The sequence below is a fragment of the Corynebacterium sp. 122RC1 genome (genome assembly GCF_024580955.1).
Classification (GTDB): domain Bacteria; phylum Actinomycetota; class Actinomycetes; order Mycobacteriales; family Mycobacteriaceae; genus Corynebacterium; species Corynebacterium kozikiae.
This window is the reverse complement of the sequence record NZ_JANIKD010000002.1, coordinates 16,358-34,261: the sequence shown is the minus strand read 5'-3', so window position 1 is coordinate 34,261 and position 17,904 is coordinate 16,358. Positions and strand designations below refer to the sequence as shown.

12 protein-coding genes and 1 tRNA gene are annotated in these 17,904 nt (G+C 62.6%); 8 read left to right on the top strand and 5 right to left on the bottom strand.

The annotated features are described in order from the left end of the window. Nucleotides 1–43: 43 nt before the first annotated feature. A complete protein-coding gene (gene lpdA, locus NQ050_RS01055) occupies nucleotides 44–1,459 on the bottom strand; it encodes a dihydrolipoyl dehydrogenase (RefSeq protein ID WP_257037396.1) in 1,416 nt (471 codons plus the stop codon). Between the two features lie 413 nt (nucleotides 1,460–1,872). Between lpdA and NQ050_RS01050 the strand changes: the two genes are divergently transcribed. The 5 genes from NQ050_RS01050 (at nucleotide 1,873) to rfbA (ending at nucleotide 7,681) form a co-directional block, all read left to right on the top strand. Continuing rightward, on the top strand, nucleotides 1,873–2,946 hold the full coding sequence (locus tag NQ050_RS01050) for an alpha/beta hydrolase family protein (protein WP_257037395.1): 1,074 nt from the start codon (nucleotides 1,873–1,875) through the stop codon (nucleotides 2,944–2,946). A gap of 155 nt (nucleotides 2,947–3,101) precedes the next feature. Continuing rightward, a complete protein-coding gene (locus NQ050_RS01045) occupies nucleotides 3,102–4,475 on the top strand; it encodes a M1 family metallopeptidase (protein ID WP_257037394.1) in 1,374 nt (457 codons plus the stop codon). 17 nt (nucleotides 4,476–4,492) lie between these two features. Then, complete coding sequence (gene rfbB, locus NQ050_RS01040; protein ID WP_257037554.1) at nucleotides 4,493–5,491, top strand: dTDP-glucose 4,6-dehydratase; 999 nt, start codon at nucleotides 4,493–4,495, stop codon at nucleotides 5,489–5,491. Nucleotides 5,492–5,494: 3 nt separating this feature from the next. Continuing rightward, nucleotides 5,495–6,826, top strand: a complete 1,332-nt coding sequence (locus NQ050_RS01035) for a bifunctional dTDP-4-dehydrorhamnose 3,5-epimerase family protein/NAD(P)-dependent oxidoreductase (RefSeq protein ID WP_257037393.1) — start codon at nucleotides 5,495–5,497, stop codon at nucleotides 6,824–6,826. Further along, complete coding sequence (gene rfbA, locus NQ050_RS01030) at nucleotides 6,827–7,681, top strand: glucose-1-phosphate thymidylyltransferase RfbA (RefSeq protein WP_257037391.1); 855 nt, start codon at nucleotides 6,827–6,829, stop codon at nucleotides 7,679–7,681. Here rfbA and NQ050_RS01025 read toward each other — a convergent pair. After that, entirely contained in the window at nucleotides 7,678–8,886 is a 1,209-nt protein-coding gene (locus tag NQ050_RS01025; RefSeq protein WP_257037390.1) for an MFS transporter, read from the bottom strand. The genes rfbA and NQ050_RS01025 overlap by 4 nt on opposite strands. A 77-nt stretch (nucleotides 8,887–8,963) precedes the next feature. Between NQ050_RS01025 and NQ050_RS01020 the strand changes: the two genes are divergently transcribed. Continuing rightward, nucleotides 8,964–9,626, top strand: a complete 663-nt coding sequence (locus tag NQ050_RS01020) for a hypothetical protein (RefSeq protein WP_257037389.1) — start codon at nucleotides 8,964–8,966, stop codon at nucleotides 9,624–9,626. Between the two features lie 189 nt (nucleotides 9,627–9,815). On the opposite strand, the gene NQ050_RS01015 is transcribed toward NQ050_RS01020, so the two are convergent. After that, nucleotides 9,816–9,891: transfer RNA gene (locus NQ050_RS01015), tRNA-Thr, on the bottom strand. Nucleotides 9,892–9,951: 60 nt separating this feature from the next. Further along, nucleotides 9,952–11,154: a DNA polymerase III subunit delta' gene (locus NQ050_RS01010; RefSeq protein WP_257037387.1), complete on the bottom strand. Its 1,203-nt coding sequence runs from the start codon at nucleotides 11,152–11,154 to the stop codon at nucleotides 9,952–9,954. A 34-nt stretch (nucleotides 11,155–11,188) separates the two neighbouring features. On the opposite strand from NQ050_RS01010, the gene NQ050_RS01005 reads away from it, so the two are divergent. Beyond that, nucleotides 11,189–12,715, top strand: a complete 1,527-nt coding sequence (locus tag NQ050_RS01005) for an adenylate/guanylate cyclase domain-containing protein (RefSeq protein WP_257037385.1) — start codon at nucleotides 11,189–11,191, stop codon at nucleotides 12,713–12,715. Between the two features lie 136 nt (nucleotides 12,716–12,851). Beyond that, nucleotides 12,852–14,810 carry an OPT family oligopeptide transporter gene (locus NQ050_RS01000; RefSeq protein ID WP_257037384.1) on the top strand — a complete coding sequence of 653 codons (1,959 nt, stop codon included), beginning with the start codon at nucleotides 12,852–12,854 and terminating at the stop codon, nucleotides 14,808–14,810. A 38-nt stretch (nucleotides 14,811–14,848) separates the two neighbouring features. Here the strand turns inward: NQ050_RS01000 and topA are convergent, their stop codons facing one another. Beyond that, nucleotides 14,849–17,800, bottom strand: coding sequence for a type I DNA topoisomerase (gene topA, locus NQ050_RS00995; protein ID WP_257037383.1), 2,952 nt, complete (start codon nucleotides 17,798–17,800; stop codon nucleotides 14,849–14,851). Nucleotides 17,801–17,904 lie beyond the last annotated feature (104 nt).

Sequence of the window (17,904 nt, the reverse complement as noted above, 5' to 3'; positions counted from 1 at the left end):
CATTGTTCATGAGGGGTGGCGCCTGAGGCCTGTTGCTGGCCGCTTAGAGGTTAATCATGTGCCCCATAATCCCCTCCGCGGCTTCCTTCATGGCCTCGGAAAGCGTTGGGTGGGTGTGGACGTTGCGGCCGATTTCTTCGGCGGTGAGGTCGAAGCGCTGGGCCAGTGTGAGCTCGGGCAGGAGCTCGGAGACGTTGGCGCCGACCATGTGCGCGCCGATGAGCTCGCCGTATTCGGCGTCGGCGACGATCTTCACGAAGCCCGCGGTCTCGGCGAGGCCGGCTGCCTTACCGTTTGCGGAGAATGGGAAGGTGGCCACCTTGATTTCGCGCCCCTCGAACTTCTCCTTGGCCTGGGCCTCGGTGTAGCCGAAGGAGGCCACCTGGGGGTTGCAGAAGGTGGCACGTGGCATCATCATGTAGTCGCCGAGCAGTTGGGTTTCGGCGCCGGCGATGACCTCAGCGGCAACCACGCCCTGGGCCTCTGCAACGTGGGCGAGCTGCAGCTTCGCGGTGACGTCGCCGATGGCGAAGATGTGGGGGACGTTGGTGCGCATCTCGTCATCAATGGCAATTGCGCCGCGGTCGGTAAGCTCCACGCCGGTGTTCTCCAGGCCGTAGCCCTCGGTGCGTGGGGCAAAGCCGATGGAGACCATCACGCGGTCTGCCTTGAGCGTCTCAGACTTGGAGCCATCCTTGGACTCCACGTCCACCTCCACACCGGCCTCGCCGCCGAGGTCACGGATAGCGGTGGTCTTGGTGCCGGTCAGCAGCTTCACGCCCAGCTTCTTGTATTGCTTAGCGATCTCCTTGGAGACGTCGGCATCTTCATTTGGCAGCACGCGGTCCATGAACTCCACGATCGTGACGTCCACGCCGTAGTTGGCCAGCACATACGCGAACTCCATGCCAATAGCGCCAGCACCCACGATGACCATAGACTTTGGTGCCTCGGACTTGAGGATCTGCTCCTCAAAACTCAAGATGTTGCCGCCGATTTCCACGCCGGGCAGGGAGCGCACCACGGAGCCGGTGGCGATGATGCAGTTGTCAAAGGTGAGGGTCTTGCCTGCGTCTTTACCCTCGGTGATCTCGATGGTGTTGGCGTCCTTGAACGCACCTAGGCCATCTACCTCAGTAATCTTGTTCTTCTTCATGAGGTAGTGGACACCCTTCACGATGCCCTCCGAGACCTTGCGGGAGCGCTGGTGCGCCGCAGTGAAGTCAAAGCTGACCTCGCCGGAAATGCCGAAGGTCTTGGCCTCATGGTTGAAAATGTGCGCAACCTCAGCGTTCTTCAACAGCGCCTTGGAAGGAATGCAGCCCACATTCAGGCACACGCCGCCCCAGTACTGCTTTTCAACAACAGCCACCTTCTTACCCAATTGGGCTGCACGGATGGCAGACACATAGCCGCCTGGGCCCGCGCCAAGAACTACAACGTCATAATGTTCACTCATAGTGGACAAGGATACGTGCATCTGCCCGATCTGTCGCCCAAACGGGTGTAGCCACAAAAAATGCGTACCGACGCCCCCAAGGGGCAGCAGGCACGCAAGGGAGCTCGGGGAGCTCAGGTTGCTCGGGAAATCCGGGCTTAGATCAGACCCAAAGCGAGCAGCAGGTTGGACAGCCCGGAGGAACCGGTGTGAGAAAGCTGGCCAAAAAGATCGGAGATAAAGGTAAACATTGAACAAGGGCCTTTCTTTAGGGGAAACTACCGTTTGCAAGGCAATTTTGTTCATGAGGGTAGCACGGTGTGCGGCTATGGGTATCCACAGTCGGGAAAACCTGATAAGTTTTCACCCGTAACTGTCTCAATGCTTATGCACCCTCTCGGTGTGTCCCATCCACACAAGAAAGAACGTTTGGTATGAAGCTCCTTCGCCGCACTGCTGCCCCGTTGGCTGCCCTCGCCATCGCAGCCAGCACTCTGTTTGCTCCCTCCGCGGAGGCCGCTACCCTCACCCCTGCGGCCGTCAACGGCGGCGTGCCGGTAGCTACCGTGACCCAAGGCGCAAAGCCGGGCACCGAGCTGCATTGGCGTGACAAGATCGCCAACAACCCTCGCGCAGTGGAGATGTGGGCGTACTCCCCTTCCATGAACCGGGACGTACCACTGGCAGTGCTGAAGGCCTCCAACCCTGGCCGCCCAACCATCTACATGCTCAACGGCGGCGACGGCGGCGAGGGCGCCGCAAACTGGCTGGCACAGACGGACATTTTTGAGTTCTACGCTGACAAGGACGTCAACGTGGTGATCCCAATGGCCGGCAAGTTCTCCTACTACACGGACTGGGTGCAGGAAAACGCCAACCTGGGCGGCAAGCAAATGTGGGAAACCTTCCTGGTCAAGGAGCTTCCGGGCCCACTGGAGGCAACCCTGCAGGCAAGCAACAAGCGTGCGATTGCCGGCATGTCCATGTCTGCCACCACTTCCCTGCTGCTGCCTGAACACTACCCAGGGTTCTACGACGCCGCCGCATCCTTCTCCGGCTGCGCAGCCACCAACTCCCCAATGGAACGCGAGTTCGTGCGCATTACCCTGCAGCGCGGCGGCGCACACCCAGATCAGATGTGGGGCCCAATCGGTTCCCCGACCGCCCTTTACAACGACGCCCTGATCAACGCTGACAAGCTGCGTGGCACCGCACTGTACGTCTCCAACGCCTCCGGCACCCCAGGTGTGCACGATAACCTGGCGAACCCACGCCTGGCTCACGCCAACCCACTGGTTGGCTCCATCACCGTGGCAAACGTCCAGGTCCAGGGTGGTGCAATTGAGGCAGCTACCAACTTCTGCACCCACAACCTGCGTGCAAAGCTGGATTCCCTGGGTATCCCAGCAGACTGGAACTTCCGCCCATCCGGCACCCACTCCTGGGGCTACTGGCAGGATGACCTCCGCGGAAGCTGGGCAACCTTCAACCGCGCCCTGAACTCCTAAGCGCCACAGCTTCGAGCACCTTCCCATAAGGGGAGGTGCTTTTTGCTTGCCTTCTCCGCATTTCAGCAGCTCAACGAGCCTGCGTTGCGTGGCTGGAGCCTTGGCTGCGTCGGAACGCGAAACTTTGTTCATGAGGGGACTAGGATGAGCAATCGATGACTTCCAAACGGACCTCCCAACGCCTGCGCTCCACCCCCGTGCCGGGCGTGCGCGATTCCTACACGGGCGTGGACTTCAACCTGGGCTTCCACGTGCGCCACTATGACCTGGAGCTGGATTACGCCGTGGGTCCCAATCGCCTGCGCGCCACGGCCACCCTGCGCATGGATTCCTACCTGGAACTCGAGCGGCTCACGTTGGATTTGAGTGGGGCGCTGCAGGTGAAACAGGTGTCGGTGCGCATGTTCAGCCCGGCCACGCAGGTGGAGGTCAAGCGCTTTAGCCACCGCAATCTGAAGCTCGGCGTCACATTCACCACCCCCATCCCCGCCGACGCCGAATTCGAGCTCACCATCACCTACCAGGGCAATCCGCGGCCCGTGCGCTCCTCATGGGGAATGCTCGGCTGGGAGGAACTGAGCAACGGCTCGCTGGTGGCCAGCCAACCCAACGGCGCCCGCTCCTGGTACCCCTGCGACGACACCCCCGACGAAAAAGCCACCTACCGCATCGCCGTCACCACCGCCAGCACGTACACCGTGGTCGCCAACGGCCACCTGCGCAGCGCACAGCGCAGCGGCGCCAGCACCCGTTGGGTTTACGAAATGCCGCAACCCATGGCCAGCTACCTGGCAACGGTGCAGGTGGGACAATACGAGAAGGTTGAGCTTTCCGACGCACGCACGCCCGTGGTGGCATACGTCCCACGCGCGCTCAAGGCCGACTTCATGGAGGATTTTGCGCAGCAGGTGGCCATGCTGGACTGCTACACCGAACTCTTCGGCCCCTACCCCTTTGGCATCTACACCGTAGTGGTCACCGAGGATGAGCTGGAGATCCCCCTCGAGGCGGCTGGGCTTTCCATCTTCGGCGCCAACCACGCGCGCGGCGATCACGCTTGGGAACGCCTCATCGCCCACGAACTCTCCCACCAGTGGTTCGGCAACTCCCTAGGCCTTGCCCAATGGGACGACATCTGGCTCAACGAGGGCTTCGCCTGCTACGCAGAATGGCTCTGGTTCGAACACTCCGCAGGCAAACCCGCGGCCGAATCCGCCAAGGAACACTACCTCGGCCTCGCCGCCAAACCACAAGACCTGCTGCTGGCCAACCCCGGGCCGAAGGACATGTTCGATGACCGCGTCTACAAACGCGGCGCCATGGTGGTCCACGCCCTGCGTACCCTGCTCGGCGACGACGCCTTCTTCACCATGCTGCGCTCCTACGTGGCCTCCGGCAAACACTCCGTGGTGGAACCCATGGACCTGCGCAACGCCGCCCTCCAAGCAGGCGCCGACCCCCAAGCCCTCGACACCCTCTGGCAATCCTGGCTCCACCAAACCAAACTCCCCCCATTCCCAGGCGAGTAAACTACCCACCTATGAAGATGCTTGTCACCGGCGGCGCGGGGTTCATCGGCTCCAACTTTGTGCGGCGCACCCTGGCCACCCGCAGCGACTACGACGTCACCATCATCGACAAGCTCACCTACGCCGGCAACCGCGCCAACTTGGAGGGGTTGGATGTGCGCTTGGTGGAAGGCGACATCTGCAACTCCCCCCTCATGAACAAACTCATGAGGGGGATGGACGTGGTGGTGCATTTTGCCGCCGAATCCCACAACGACAACTCCCTAGCCGGCCCCGGCGCATTCGTACACACCAACCTGGTGGGCACCTACACCCTGCTGGAGGCAGTGCGCGCACATGGTGTGCGGCTGCACCACATCAGCACTGATGAGGTGTTTGGGGATTTGGCGTTGGATGATCCGGCGCGATTCACGGAACAGACTGCGTACAATCCTTCCTCGCCGTATTCGGCAACGAAGGCTGGTTCGGATCACTTGGTGCGGGCGTGGATCCGCAGCTTTGGGATTGAGGCCACGATCTCGAACTGCTCGAACAATTACGGCCCGTATCAACACATTGAGAAGTTCATTCCCCGTCAGATCACTAACATCTTGGCCGGTGGCCACCCCAAGTTGTATGGCACGGGCGAGCAAGTGCGTGATTGGATCCATGTGGATGACCACAATGATGCCGTGCTGCTCATTTTGGAACGCGGCGCCCTTGGGCAGACGTACATCGTGGGGGCGGACAACGACCATGTGAACAACCTCCAGGTGGTCCGCCTCATCAATGAGCTCATGGGGAGGGACGCCGATGACTTTGAGCACGTTGCGGACCGCCCAGGCCACGACATGCGCTACGCCATGGATTCCACCAAGCTACGCACTGAGCTCGGCTGGGCGCCGAAGTACACGGACACCACCACAGGGATGCGTGCGGGTTTGGCGCACACGATCGCCTGGTATGAGCAGCACCGCAGTTGGTGGGAGCCTGCCAAGGAGCGGGTGGAGCGCGAGTATTCCATGAGGGGGCAGTGATTGATGTTCGGCAGCATTGAGGGCCTGGAGATCATCGAGCTCACTGTCCACGGAGACAATCGTGGCTGGTTCAAGGAAAACTGGCACGCCGGCCGCGGGCCGAGGCTGTTTCCAGTGCAGAACAACATTTCCTTCAACGCGCAGGTGGGCACTACTCGTGGACTGCACGCGGAACCGTGGGATAAGTATGTGTCGGTGGCCACGGGGGAAGTGTTCGGCGCGTGGTGTGATCTCAGGGAGGGCTCGCCGACGTACGGCAACGTGGCTACTGCGCGGATCACACCCGCCCAGGCGGTGTTCGTGCCAAGGGGCGTGGCCAATGGCTTCCAGGCTTTGCAGGAGAACACGGCCTACACCTACCTGGTCAACGACCACTGGAGCGCAAACGCACAGTACTCTTTTGTGAACTTGGCTTCGGTGGGCATTGAATGGCCGATCCCACTCGAGCAGGCCGAGCTTTCGGAGAAAGATAAGCACCACCCGCCGCTGGCCCTGGCAACGCCGGTGCCTGCGCGCCCTGTGCTCGTCGTTGGTGCGAACGGGCAGGTTGGCCGCGCCCTCGCTACGCAATTCCCGGGCGCTGACCTGAGGGATTCCTCCTTGGATATCACGGACCTCGCGGCCTTGGAGGCGCTCAATTGGCGGGGGTACCGGGCGGTGATTAACGCTGCGGCATTCACGGCGGTGGATGCAGCGGAACAGGAGGGGCGCGCCAAGGCTTGGGCGGTCAACGCCACGGGCGCAGCGAATGTAGCCCGGTTAGCGCAGCGCCACCACATTCCCGTCGTGCACTTTTCCAGCGACTACGTGTTCGACGGGCAGCGCCAGTGGCACACGGAGGATGAACCATTCTCCCCCATCAACACCTACGGCGCTGCCAAAGCCGCCGGCGACGCCGCAGTGATGGCCACCGATCAGCACTACATCCTGCGCACCAGTTGGGTGGTCGGCGACGGCCCGAACTTTGTGCGCACCATGGTTGCGCTCCGAGAGCGTGGCGTGGTGCCCAAGGTGGTGGATGATCAGTTTGGGCGCCTCAGTTTTGCCACGGAGCTCGCCGCCGCCGCAGCCCACCTCATGAACACCGGTGCGCCGTACGGCACCTACAACGCCACTGCCAGCGGCGATGTGGTGAGCTGGTTCGAGGTGGCCAAAGAAATCCTGCCCGCGCAGCGCTGCACCACCGCCGAATTCGGCGCCGTAGCGCCGCGCCCCACACACTCCGCACTCGCCTTAGATAAATTGCAGGCCACGGGCTTTTTCCCGAGGGATTGGCGTGTGCAGTTGGCGGAATACTTGGCGGAATACCTCACGGAACACCAGGGAGGCATCTAAGTGAAAGGCATCATCCTGGCCGGCGGCTCCGGCACACGGCTGCACCCCATCACACTGGGCATTTCCAAACAGCTCATGCCGATCTACGACAAACCCATGATCTACTACCCCCTGACCACCCTCATCCAGGCGGGCATCAGGGAGATCCTGGTGATCACCACCCCCGAAGACCAGCCCGCGTTCGCACGATTGCTTGGTGACGGCTCCAGGCTGGGCATCCGGCTGGAGTATGCGGTGCAGCCTCGGCCCGAGGGACTCGCCCAGGCGTTGATTATTGGCCGGGAGTTCATCGGCACAGATAGCGTGGCCCTGGTGCTGGGCGACAACATCTTCCACGGCCTAGGTCCCGCCCTACAGGAAGGCATCCCCCCTCATGGAGCAACGGTGTTTGCCTATGAGGTGGGCGACCCGGCGCGCTACGGCGTGGTGGCCTTTGACGAACACGGCGTGGCCACCAGCATCGAAGAGAAGCCGGCGCAGCCCAAGTCCAACTACGCCGTGGTGGGGCTATATTTCTACGACAATCGCGCCGTGGAGATCGCCTCCCAAATCCGCCCCTCGGCGCGCGGCGAACTGGAAATCACCGCCGTCAACGAGGCCTACCTCCGCGCCGGCGAGCTGCGCGTCCACAGGCTCGAGCGGGGCAGCGTGTGGCTGGACACCGGCACCATCGACTCCATGAGCGAAGCCGCCCTCTACGTGGAGGTCCTGCAAAAGCGCACGGGGCAAGTGATCGGCTCGCCGGAGGTGGCGGCGTGGCAGCAGGGCTTCATCAGTGCCGACGCCCTCCGTAACCTCGCTGAACCTTTGCGCAAATCCGGGTATGGAGACTACCTCCTGCGCGCTCTTGCTTAGCTCGCGGGGAAGCGCCTTGTGAGCGTCGGCATCAACAACAGCGTCACCGCTGCCACCGCAACGCCAAAACCAAGCATCATCGGGTAGCTGAACACCTGGCTGAGCATGGTGAGCAGCGCCGGGAAGAGCATGCCCAGGTAAGTGAGGCAGTAGAAGATGCCGGAGAGGCCGGCCATGTCGTCGTCGGTGGCGATGGCCTGCGTTTCCGCGAGGCCGATGTAGGCGCACAGGCCGTAGGCCAGCCCCAGGAACACCGAGGAAATCAGCACCAACGGCACCGAGGGCGCCACGGTGGTGTACGTGGCCAGCGCCATGCCGATCACCGCGGCACTCATGGCCACCACGGGGCCGCGGGAGGGGGACTCGCCGGCGATGCGCGGGCCGAACTGCTGGACCACGAACCCGGAGCCGAGGGTCACCAGCGCCACCAGTGCCGACAGCGCCACCGGGTACTCCACATGAGCGGAGATCTGCTTGGTCAAAATCGCGTACGCCGTGAAGCCCGCGCCGAACACCCACGGCGCCATGGGCATCACCACGAAGCGGAAGCGCCCGTGTTTCCATGAGGGGATTGCCATGTCTTTCCAGAACCCACCGGGGGTATCCAGCCGCTCGGAGTGCCGAGTCTCCGGCAGGCGCAGCATCAGGGGCGTGGCCACCAGGGACAGCACGATGTGCAGGTAAAAGGCGAGCTGCCCAGGCCACGGCGCCCACTGCGCAAGCATGCCCGCCACAGCAGGGCCCAAGGCGAAGCCCGCTGTCAGGGCCATTGCGGCTCGTTTGGCGCCGGATCGGGCGTTGGCGGAGGGGTCATACTGCTTTGCGGAAAGCTCCTTAATCCACGCCCCACCAGCCGTCATGGCAATACCCACGGACACGCCAGCCGCCGCCCGACCGAACCCCATCAGCCACGCGTTATGCTCCCCCGCAGCAATCATGAGGGAGGCGAGGGCGGCAAATGCGGGCGTCGGAAGCATGACAACCTTGCGCCCATAGCGATCCGACGCAGGCCCCGCCGCCAGCAACCCCAGCGCCACGCCCGCCGCGTAAGACACCAGCATGAGATCAATAAACACCGGGCCAAAGAAACCCTGCTCGCGATACAGCACCAGCAGGGGCGTGTAGTGGTTTCCTCCCCAAGCGACTGTGAACACCGCCAGCGCGATACCCAACCACGCTTTCTGAAACTGTGACCCAGTAGACATGCAGGACATGCTACTCCCCGATTTCCCCCCTCATGGACAAATAGAGAGAAAGAGAAAAATTAGGCTACGTTGGAGCAATGAATTCTTCCTCAGAGATGCCGAGTTTTCTCAAAAACGCCACCCGGCTGGACTGGGCCCTATACGCGGGCCTGATCGCGGTGGGCATCTACGGGTTTGCCATCATCCCCTTCCGGGCCACGCTCCTGCTGAACCACACCATGGTCTACACCGTGCTTACCGGTTCCAGCTTGTCCGTGCTCTCGCACGCCGCGAGTAATCCTGGGCGATGGGCCTACCTTGGCGGCGTCGTGCTGCTAGCTGCCGCAAGTAGCATCAAGTTTTTGCCGCTGTTCTTCCTGATCGGCAAGCGTTGGGGGCGGGAGTTCCTGGATTCGAGCTTCGGTGGCCGCCCGCCGCTTTGGTTCCGTAAGTTGGAGCGATTCATCCACAACCACATCGGCATCTCCATGGCGCTGGCATACGTCCCCTTCTCCCCCATCGCGCCGACGATTATCGCAGTTGTTGGCGGCATCGCACGGGCGCGGGGCTGGGCCGTGATGGGTTTTGCGTTCGTATTCGCCATTGCACTCAAGAGCTTCTATGTCTACCTGGGCATCACCTTTGGCACGCAAGTGCAGTCCACCCTCATGGTCATCGACCGCTACGTCACCTGGATCACCCTCGGGCTCGTGGCGTACATGTTCGCCGCGATTTACTACAAGCAGAATAGAAAGAAGTAGGGCTGGGCCAACGCCTCGTCGAGATTGTGGGCGTTGGTCGATACCTCAAGGTCGAGAGGGCGGCGCGTTGGTCGAAAGGAGGGGTCTTGGGGTGGTATCGACCTTGAGCTATCGACCAACGCCCCCACAGCGATATCCCGATGTCCCGATATCCCGGTGTCCCAAGACCCAAGACCCGGGACCCAAAGTTGGAGCCGCCTGCGGGAATCGAACCCGCGACCTTTTCATTACGAGTGAAGCGCTCTACCGACTGAGCTAAGGCGGCCTCGGACCAAAACGCACATTTGATCCGGAGAGCAGCTTAGCGCACAGGTTGCCAAACTTCCTAAACGCCTGCCCCGCAGGCGATGCGCAGCCGCCCCACCATTGCGTCGAGGGCAGTCTCTGGGCGCACGTTTTGCTGCAGATGCTCACGCGCTAAGGTGATCGCATCCAAACATGCCACCAGGCCCGCAACGTCCACCCTGGCACTCAATTCCGCAGCCAAACCGGCAAAATCCGGATGCACCGCGGGCACTCGGGTAGCAGATTTGTCCATGAGGGAGTCGCGGTAGAGGCCGGCGAGATCCACGAGCGCCAGGTCCAACGTATCCCGTATCGCCCTGGTGCGCCGCTTCTTCTGTTTCTCCTCCAGTTCGCGGATTTGCCCGCTGGCGCCGCGGAGGGCCTTTTGGGCGCCTTTGCCTTTGGCGCCCATGCCGAGTGCGTTGCGAAGTTTTTCCATTTCGGTTTCGTTTTCTTTGGCGAGTGCCTCCTCGGCGCTTTTGGTGGAGGCTTTCACGATTGCGGTGACGGCTTGGAAGGCTTGGTCGCCTTGGAAGACGAGTTCGGCGAGGCGCAGGATGTTTGCCCGGCGGGTTTGGGCCTCGCGGTCGGTGGCGAGGTGCCTCGCGCGGCCGATGTGACGTCCGGTGGCTGCGGCGGCCAGGCGGGCGTCGTCGGGCGAGATCCCTTCCCTACTCAGAATGTCCGCAACCTCTTGCTCGCTGGGCTGCGGAACGTACACGTGGCGGCTGCGGCTGAGCAGCGTGGGCATGACGTCTTGGGGGTCGGTGGAGGGGGCGCACATCATGATGACGGTGTGCGCGGGCGGCTCCTCCACTGTTTTGAGCAGTGCGTTTGCTGCGCCTTCGGTGAGGCGGTCGGCGTTGTCCAGGATCACCACGCGCCATTTGGCCACGGTGGGGCGCTTCGCGGCGGGCTCGATCACGGCTTGGCGCATCGTGTCCACGCTGATGGAGAGCTCGCGGGGAACGATATGCAGCACGTCACCGTGCGTCCCGGCAAGCACAGCCTTGCATCCGGTACAGGTGCCACAGCCGACCACGGTTTCATGCTCACACACTAACGACGCCGCCAATCCCACCGCAGCCACAGACCTCCCCGAACCAGGGGGGCCTGTGAACAGCCACGCGTGCGTCATCGCGCTTGCCTGACCTTCACCCCGTGCAGCCTGCGCGGCCGCCCGCAGTACCCCGGTGACATGCCGGCTCACCCCAAGTTGGGAAAAGATATCGCTTGTGTCCACCTCACCGAGCCTATCAGTGGTTAAATTGGTGGACATGACCAAGTTCTGGCGCGCAGTCACGTGGATTTTGGGCACGGCCTGGCCTTTGTATGCCACTACCGTGCTGGGGTCCAATGTGCTTGGCGCCGTGGGCGTCATGTTGTTTTTGCGCTACTTGGTTCCAAATCCCGAGTTTGCCACGTTTACGGCCTCCGCAAACCACCTCCCGGCCATTGGCATGGCCTATGTGGTGGCGGCTGTGCTCTTCGGCGCGGTGGTGACGTTCCTGTTATTCCGCCCGGTGTTGGACTGGCAGCGCCATCCTGAGCGCCATGACCGCAATATGGTGCGCAATTTGGTAATGCGTATCCCGATTTATCAGGCAGCGCTGTGCGCCTTGGTGTGGTTGGGGGGGTTGTTCATTTTGGCGTCGGTAGCTGCGCAGACTTCGGGCAAGCTGGCCGTGGTGATCGCGGTGACGGTGCTGCTCGGCGGCGCCGTGGTAGTGCTGCTCACCTACCTTGAAGCAGAGCGCCTGGTACGTCCGGTAGCTGCGGAGGCCCTCGCGCGTCGGTTTGAAGACGCCACCCTGGAGCCCCCGGTGAAGTGGCGGCTACGCCTGACCTGGCTGGCCACCTCCGCCATGCCCATCGCCGGGATTGTCCTGATGTTCGTGGGCCAGCGCGCGGGTTACTTCACCGAGCAGGTGGAGGACATCATGCCGGCGGTGGTGGCACTGAGCCTAGCCGCCCTGGTCACGGGCTTTTTGGGCACCACTTTGTCCGTGATGAGCGTGGTCGATCCCATCCAAGAGCTGCAGCGCGCCATCAACTCGGTGCGCCGCGGCGAAACCGACGTCCAGGTGGACATCTACGACGGCTCCGAGATCGGAGTCCTCCAAGCAGGCTTCAACGAAATGATGCGTGGCCTGCACGAACGCCAGCGGGTCCGCGACATCTTTGGCCGCTACGTTGGCACCGAAGTGGCCCGGCGCGCGCTCGAGGAACGCCCCGAACTTGGCGGCGAGGACCGCGAGGTCGCCGTGATCTTCGTGGACGTCATCGGCTCCACCACCTTCGCCGTCACCCACGACCCCGAGGAAGTAGTGGACGAGCTCAACCGCTTCTTTGAAAAAGTGGTCAAGGTAGTCCACAAAAACAAGGGCATCATCAACAAATTTCAAGGCGACGCCGCTCTCGCAGTCTTCGGCGCCCCCATCACGCTTTCCGACGCCACCGGGCACGCCCTCACCGCCGCGCGAGAGCTGCGGCAAGAACTCAAGGGGCTGCGCCTGCAGGCGGGCATTGGCGTGGCCGCGGGCCACGTGGTGGCCGGCCACATCGGTGGCCACGACCGCTTTGAGTACACCGTCATCGGCGACGCCGTCAACACCGCCGCCCGCCTCACCGAACTCGCCAAAGACACCCCAGGGCGCGTACTCACCAACGCCAACACCCTGGCCAAGGCCAACGAGGCCGAGCAAGCCCGCTGGACCCTCATGAAGTCCGTGGAACTGCGCGGGCGCAACCTGATGACGCAGCTTGCCCGGCCGATCCGGCCGACCCTCGCCGACCGCAGCTAGCCCCTCCCCTCATGAACACATTCATGAGGGGAGAAATCTCACAATGGGCCGCCTGAGTTCGGAGCCAGCCCTACCCAAGCCCTACGCTTGTAAAGAATGCAAACCAAGGCATTACTTGTAAGTGAAAGGAACTTCGGTGGCTAATTTGACCACGCATTCCACCTCGTCGGGTGTGCGCGAACTGACGCTGCGCGCCGTGATCATCGGTGGTCTCATCACCCTCGTGTTTACCGCGGCGAACGTCTATTTGGGCTTGAAGGTGGGGTTGACCTTTGCAACCTCGATTCCCGCCGCGGTGATCTCCATGGCGATCCTGCGCAAGTTCGCTGGACACTCGATCCAGGAAAACAATATTGTGCAGACCATTGCCTCGGCAGCAGGCACGCTTTCCGCCATCATCTTTGTGCTGCCAGGCCTGGTGATGGTGGGCTGGTGGACTGGCTTCCCATATTGGACTACCGCCGCGGTGGTGGCCATCGGCGGCATCTTGGGCGTGATGTACTCCATCCCGCTGCGCCGCGCACTGGTCACCGGCTCTGACCTGCCCTACCCCGAGGGCGTGGCGGCCGCCGAGGTCCTGAAGATCGGCGACACCGAATCTGCCGACGCCAACCCAGAGGAAAATCGCAAAGGCCTGCACGTGATCCTGGCCGGTGGCCTGGCTTCAGCAGGCCTGGGCCTGCTCACCGCCATGAAGGCAACCGCCGGTGAACTGGCTACCGTGTTCCGTTTCGGTGCAGGTGGCACGATGTTGGGCTCCAGCCTCTCGCTGGCATTGATCGGTGTGGGGCACCTGGTAGGCGTGAGCGTCGGTATTTCCATGATCGTGGGCGTGATCATCTCCTTCTTCATTCTCCTGCCCACCTTTAGCGCGGACGCCATAGGCACCGCCGAGCTTGCCGAGGTTGTGTCCACCACCTTCTCCCAGGAAGTGCGCTTTGTGGGCGCTGGCACCATGGCTGTGGCCGCGATCTGGACGCTGGTGAAAATCATTGGCCCGATCGTGAAGGGCATCAAGGATTCCCTGAGCTCCTCTCGCTTGCGCCATGAGGGCCAAGAAGTGCCAATCACGGAACGCGACATCCCCTTCAACGTCGTGGTGGGCACCATCTTGGCCTCCATGCTACCGGTGGGTGCGCTGCTCTACCTGTTCGTGCACGTCTCCGAAATCTCCCACCACACCACCACCTTGATCATCTTGAGCATCGTGTTCGTGCTGCTTATCGGCCTGATCGTGGCGTCTGTGTGTGGTTACATGGCTGGTTTGATCGGTGCGTCCAACTCCCCGATTTCTGGCGTGGGCATCATCGTGGTGCTCACCTCCGCGCTGCTCATCAAGGCCGTCACCGGCAATGAGTCCCAGACTAACGCCCCTGCGCTGGTGGCCTACACGCTGTTCACCTCAGCAGTGGTGTTTGGCATCGCCACCATTTCCAATGACAACCTGCAGGACCTTAAGACCGGCCAGTTGGTTGGCGCCACCCCATGGAAGCAGCAGGTTGCACTGGTTATCGGTGTGCTCTTCGGCTCCATCATCATCCCGCCAGTACTGCAACTCATGCTCACCGGCTTCGGCTTCGTGGGGATGGAAGGCGCGGGAGAGTCCGCCCTCGCAGCACCGCAGGCGGCGCTGCTTTCGTCGGTAGCGAATGGTATTTTTGGCAACTCGCTGGACTGGTCCTTGATTGGGCTCGGCGCGCTGATCGGCGTGGGCGTAATTGTGGTTGATGAGGTGCTGCGCCGCACCACCCGCTTCGCCCTGCCGCCGCTGGCCGTGGGCATGGGCATGTACCTGCCCGTTTCACTGACCCTGATGATTCCGCTCGGCGCATTCCTGGGCATGTTCTACGACCGCTGGGCAGAGAAGCAGGCCAAGCCGGAAACCTCGAAGCGCATGGGCATCCTGCTGGCCACCGGCCTGATCGTGGGCGAATCCCTGTTTGGCGTGCTCAACGCAGGCATCATCGCGGCAAGCGGGCAGGAATCCCCACTCGCACTGTTTGAGTTCGGACGCTTCGCGGAGGTCCTCGGCGTGGTGGCCTACGTTGCCATCATCGCGGGGTTGTACCGCTGGGTGAAAACGCTGAAGGCCTAACCGCCGCCAATCCCCCTCATGGACTTGTCCATGAGGGGTTATTTTTTCCGGGACCCAGCCTTGACTACCCGCTTGGTCGTCTGCGCCGGCCGTTTCGCGGCTTTCTTGCCGGCTTTCTTCGCGGTCTTTTTGCTTGCCTTCTTGCTGGTTTTCGTGCCGCCGTCGGCGGCTTCCTTGGCGCGTCGCTCGGAGAGGAGTTCGTTGGCGCGGGCGTCGGTGAGTGCGGTTGGGTCGTCGCCGCGGCGGAGTGAGGCATTGGTGGTGCCGTCGGTGACGTATGGCCCAAAGCGGCCGTCGCGGACGCTCATGGGTTTGCCGGAGACGTCGTTGTCACCGAGTTCCTTAATCACCGATTGGCTCGTGGCGGCGCGGCCGCGGCGCTTTGGTTCGGCGTAAATGCGACGGGCCTCGTCGAGGGTCACGGTGAAGATTTGGTCTTCGCTGCTCAGGGAGCGGGAGTCGCTGCCCTTCTTGAGGTAAGGGCCGTAGCGGCCGTTTTGGGCGGTGATAACTTCGCCGTCGGCCGGGTCCACCCCCACTTCGCGCGGGAGGGAGAGGAGCTTGAGGGCCTCGTCAAGCGTGATGGTGGCGGTCTCCATGGTGGAAAACAGGGAGGCGGTGCCGGGCTTGAGGGTTTCCTCGATGATTTGGTTGATGCGCTTTTCCTTGGCGGCAGCGGCGGTTTTGGTTTCCCAGTTCTTGGCGCGTTTGCCTTCGGCGGCGCGTTGGGCGTCTTCCTCGGCGCGTTCGGCTGCCACGGTTTCCTCGGCCTTTGCGGCGGCGCGCTCGCGCTCGTCTTCGCCGAGGAGTTCGGTGACGTAGGGGCCAAAGCGGCCTTCCTTGGCCACCACCACGCGCCCATTGGAGGGGTTAATGCCCAGCTCACGGCCGGATTGCGGGGTGGCAAAGAGTTTCTCGGCGAGTTCGAGGTCGAGCTCATCAGGGGTGATGGAGTCCGCGAGGTTGGCGCGCTGGTATTCCGGCTCGCCGTCCTTGGTGCCCACCTGGCGCTCGATGTATGGCCCATAGCGGCCCACGCGCACGAAGATGGGGCGGCCTTCGGCGTCGTCGAACAGGGGCAGGCTGTTCACGCTGCGGGCGTCGATCTGCTCGAGGTTGTCCCCCACCAGCGCCTTCAGGCCACCTTGGCGGGCGATGGACTCAGCGGTGGCGTCGGAAGCGTTCGCATCGCCGAAGTAGAAACCCTTGAGCCACGCGGAACCCTGCTCGTGACCTGCGGCGATCTCGTCGAGCTCATCTTCCATTGATGAGGTGAAGTCGTAGTCCACCAGGGAGGCGAAGCTCTGTTCCATGAGGCCAACCACGGCGAATGCCACCCAGCTCGGCACCAGTGCGTTGCCGCGGGAGTACACGTAGCCGCGGTCCTGGATGGTCTTAATGATCGAGGCGTAGGTGGACGGGCGGCCGATCCCCAGGTCTTCCATCTTCTTGACCAGGGAGGCTTCCGTGTAGCGGGCAGGGGGGTTGGTGCTGTGGCCTTCGGCAACAAGCTTATCGACGGCGAGGGCGTCTCCTTGGGCAAGCTGCGGCAGGCGCTTCTCGGCGTTGTCGGCAACGGCGCGGCCGTCGGCATTTTCTGCTGTGGACTCCACGGACTCCACGTAGGCGCGCAGGAAGCCCTGGAAGGTGATGGTGCGGCCGGTGACGGAAAATTCCACGGCGGTGCCGTCGGTAGCGTTGCCCCCTATGAGCACCTTCATGCTGGTGCCGCGGGCGTCGGCCATTTGGGAGGCAACGGTGCGCTGCCAGATCAGCTCGTAGAGCTTGAATTCCTCCGCGTCCAGTTGGCCGGCGAGCTCGCCGGGGGTGGCAAAGCGCTCGCCCGCCGGACGGATCGCCTCATGGGCTTCCTGGGAGTTTTTCACCTTGCGGTCGTAGCGGCGTGGGGCGTCAGCCACGTATTCCTTGCCGTATAGCGCCACCGCCTGTTCGCGGGCTGCCTTGAGGCCCTGCTCGGAGAGGGTGGTGGAATCTGTACGCATGTAGGTGATGTGGCCGTTTTCGTACAGTCGCTGCGCAATGCGCATGGTGCGCTCGGAGGTGTAGTGGAGCTTGCGTCCAGCCTCCTGCTGCAGGGTGGAGGTCATGAATGGGGCGTATGGACGGCGGGTGTAGGGCTTTTCCTCTACGCTCGCCACCGCCATTGGGGCGCCGCTGAGGTTCTCCGCGAGCTTGTGGGCGCGCTGTTCGTCCAGCACAACGGCGTCTCCGGTGAGCTGGCCGCGGTCGCTGAAGTCGCGGCCCGTGGCCACCCGCTTGCCATCCACCGAGCTCAGGCGCCCGGTGAAGGTGGAGGGGTTGCCGTCTTGGGCTTGCTCCGCGTGGAAGGTGGCCTCCAGGTCCCAGTAGCTCGCGGGGATGAACGCCATGCGCTCACGCTCGCGTTCCACGATCACGCGGGTGGCAACGGATTGCACGCGACCTGCGGAAAGGCGCGGCATGACCTTCTTCCACAGCACCGGGGAGACCTCGTAGCCGTAGAGGCGGTCCACGATGCGGCGTGTTTCCTGCGCGTCCACCAGGTTTTCGTCCAGGTCGCGGGTATTTTCCGCGGCGGCCAGGATGGCGGGTTTGGTGATCTCATTGAACACCATGCGGCGCACCGGCACCTTGGGCTTGAGCACCTCAAGCAGGTGCCAGGCAATGGCCTCGCCCTCGCGGTCGGGGTCTGTGGCAAGAAGAAGTTCGTCAACTTCTTTGAGTTTGGATTTGAGGTCGGCAACCTTCTTCTTCTTGTCCGCACTCACTACATAGAGCGGGGTGAAGTTGTCCTCCGTGTTCACGCCGAGGCGTGCCCAGGGCTCCTTTTTGTACTTCGCTGGCACGTCGGCAGCGCCGCGGGGGAGGTCACGGATGTGCCCCACCGAAGCCTCGACAATGTAATCCTTGCCAAGGTACGGCGCGATTTTTTTGGCCTTGGTCGCCGACTCCACGATGACCAAGTGCTTGATGCCGCTCGTTTCAGCCATGAAAGGTGAAAACCTCAATTCCTTAACCGGTGCTTAACGCTACTCGTTCTAACCTAGCAGCTCGCAATATGCAAAAACGCACCCTAAGCAAAATGCTAGGAAGC